This is a genomic window from Nocardia sp. NPDC058497 (genome assembly GCF_042720195.1).
In the GTDB taxonomy this organism is placed as follows: Bacteria; Actinomycetota; Actinomycetes; order Mycobacteriales; family Mycobacteriaceae; genus Nocardia.
The window spans coordinates 1-2,603 of sequence record NZ_JBHXMY010000724.1 but is presented as its reverse complement, the minus strand read 5'-3'; the positions used below and the strand labels follow the sequence as shown (position 1 = coordinate 2,603).

The window sequence follows — 2,603 nt, the reverse complement described above, 5'->3', positions numbered from 1 at the left end:
GCGGGCACGATATCAGCCCGCTGATGCTCGCGCACCGCGACGAGATCGTGCTGTCCACCGGCGAGACCAGGCTCACCGAGGGGCCCGCGCGCTTCGACACCACCGCGGGGCGGACCTACCCCGAGTGGGTCGAGCTGCACGTGCCGGAGCGGCTCGAACTGCGCCTGGACGTGGTGCGGGTCATCCATGCCCACGACCTGCTCGACGATCTTCCCGTGGTGCGGTCCAGCCTGATCAAGCCGCTGGTGCAGCGGCTGGTCGGGCATCCGGGCTATTTCCGGTTCGAGTCGACCTTCGATCTGACCGTGCGCACCGAGGCGGGCACCCAGCGACGGACCGGCTCGACCCTGCACGAACTGGTCGCGCTGACGTGAACCGGTGGGTCAGTTCGGCGTTTCCTTGCTGGTGATGAAGCGGAAGAACTCGCGGCGCTGATCTTCGGTCGGCACGGGGAGGTTCTGGTTCCCGTGGACGAAGCCGATCCCGGCGAAGCACATCAGGCCGGCCCGCATCTCCGCTTGTTCCGCGGAGAACCCCATGTCGACGAGGGTGTCGGACAGTGCCTGGAAGATCCGCTGATCCAGTGCCTTCACGGCCTCGGCGACCTTGGCGTTCGCGCGGGCCCAGTCCCGGACCGCGAGTTCGACCTGCCATACCCGCTCCGCGGTGAGCAACTCGCCCATGCGGGCCAGGCGTTCCCGCGGGGGGAGCTCGTCGAGGCCCTGGAAGCCGCGGGCCGCGTCGTTCTGATCGGCGCACCAGAACTGCGCGGTGGTTTCCAGGAGTTGATCGATGCCGTCGAAATGCCAGTAGAAGCTGCCCTTGGTCACCCCGAGTTCGTCGCACAGCTTGGCGATAGTGATCGCGGCGACGCCGTCGCGTAGGAGCACAGTGAGTGCCGCGGTGGTCCAGTCCTCGACGCCGAGCCTACGGGCAGCGCGTCCGGCCGCCGCGGCCTTGCGCTTGGACACCGGCGCGGTCGGTCGCGGGTTGCTGGCACCTTCGGTCATGGTCGCCTTCCGTGTCGGCACCGCGCCAGCCTATCGTCCGGCCGAGCTGTGACCGGGGAGCGGGCAGTTGGCCGTACACCATAGTACGGTCAGACCTACCTGAAGGTATGGATTGGCTGTCGGTTACGCGCCGAGGAGACCGATATCGGTGTCGAGCACCGCCGCCTGCTCGACGAGTACGCGTCCCTCGGGCGCGTCGCCGACGCGCTCGCGGAGGTCGGCGCGCGAGATGACGAGCAGACCGCCGTCGTCGTCGCCGGGACCGGATCGGATACCGACGTGGCCTTCCGAGAGGACCAGGCGTGCGTCGGGCGCGTCGTCGTCGAGCAATCGGCGCAGGGTGGCTTCGGTGACGTGGCCGCCCGACCCGGGGGCGCCGGTGTCTTCCATGGCCTCCGCCAGTTCGCGGCGCAATCGTCGAACCGTCTCTTGGTCGCCGGCGTCGCCGGCGGTGGTGATGTCCTGTCGCTGTTGAGCGACGATGTCCCGAGATACCACGGCGTTCTCCTTTTTGCTACCGGCATGACCATCGATGGTGGCCGTCGGAGAGTGGCCACATGGTGGCGGTACCGCGGAATCCAGGTTCTAAACAGACCGGGTGCCGGTTCGCCTGCCTCAGGTCGTTACCCGGGTCGTGATGACCATGGCCGCCGCGAGGCCGAGACTTCCGGCGGCGGCCAGCAGGAGGGATTCGGTGAGGACGGCCAGTCCGAAAAGGAAGAACACGCAGGTGGCCAGCACAAGAGCGATGCTGGGCAGATCCATGCTCGTCGTACTCGGAGTCCGACTACGTGAGTAGGTCATGGCTATGGCATGCCCGGATGACCAGTGGGCAAACGCAATTCGCACGGACAGTTGTTTTGCCATCTGATTGCGATCAGGTCCTGCTCGGTGAAAGCCATGGGGCTCAACCCGATCGGTTATCCTGGGGGCGATTCAGGAAGGCTCCTCATGCCCATCAGATTTCGTCAGCGCAAGTCCTTCGGCCCGCTGAAGCTCAATTTCACCCAGTCCGGGACTGTCCTCGTGGAGCATCAAGATCGGTCCGTGGACCTGGAACTCGCGCACCAGGAAGAACAGCGTCGACCTTCCCGGCCCGCTGAGCTGGCGTCAGCGCTGAGTAACCTTCGGTTAGTTGCTCTGCACTGCCTCGACCCGGCGCCGTAGCAGGCAGAACTCGTTGCCCTCCGGGTCGGCCAGCACGTGCCACGTTTCGGCGCCGGTCTGTCCGATATCGATCTTGCGCGCACCCGCGTCGAGCAGCCGCTGCAACTCCGCGTCCTGATCGCGGTCGGTGGGACTCACATCCAGGTGCAGCCGCAGCTTCTCCCGTTTCGGCTCGGCACTGGGGCCGAACACCAGGGTCGGTTGCGGTCCGCCCGATCCTGTCCCGGGCGGGCCGATCTCCACATAGCCGTCCTCCTGGTCGATTTCGACGTAGCCGAGGACTTCACACCAGAAGTCCGCCAGCAGTCGCGGGTCGGCACAGTCGATGACGAAGTCGGTGATCCGGCAGGCCATGCCAGCGACAGTACGCGCGCTGGTGGTCGCCGCCGCGTGCGGGGTGATCGTGAACTGGCCGCCGCTGGCCTG

General features: G+C 66.7%; 4 protein-coding genes and 1 pseudogene. 1 reads left to right on the top strand and 4 read right to left on the bottom strand.

Annotated elements, in window-relative coordinates:
• A pseudogene (locus ACFWPJ_RS30075) lies at positions 1-374 on the top strand (hypothetical protein); the annotation flags it as partial.
• Between the two features lie 9 nt (positions 375-383).
• Here the strand turns inward: ACFWPJ_RS30075 and ACFWPJ_RS30070 are convergent.
• The 4 genes from ACFWPJ_RS30070 to ACFWPJ_RS30055 form a co-directional block, all read right to left on the bottom strand.
• A complete protein-coding gene (locus tag ACFWPJ_RS30070; protein WP_378856479.1) occupies positions 384-1,031 on the bottom strand; it encodes a TetR/AcrR family transcriptional regulator in 648 nt (215 codons plus the stop codon).
• Positions 1,032-1,133: 102 nt separating this feature from the next.
• Positions 1,134-1,508 (bottom strand): hypothetical protein, encoded by a 375-nt coding sequence (locus ACFWPJ_RS30065; protein ID WP_378856477.1) that lies wholly within the window; start codon positions 1,506-1,508, stop codon positions 1,134-1,136.
• A gap of 117 nt (positions 1,509-1,625) precedes the next feature.
• Positions 1,626-1,775 (bottom strand): hypothetical protein, encoded by a 150-nt coding sequence (locus tag ACFWPJ_RS30060; protein WP_378856475.1) that lies wholly within the window; start codon positions 1,773-1,775, stop codon positions 1,626-1,628.
• Between the two features lie 366 nt (positions 1,776-2,141).
• On the bottom strand, positions 2,142-2,531 hold the full coding sequence (locus ACFWPJ_RS30055) for a VOC family protein (RefSeq protein WP_378856481.1): 390 nt from the start codon (positions 2,529-2,531) through the stop codon (positions 2,142-2,144).
• Positions 2,532-2,603: the final 72 nt, after the last annotated feature.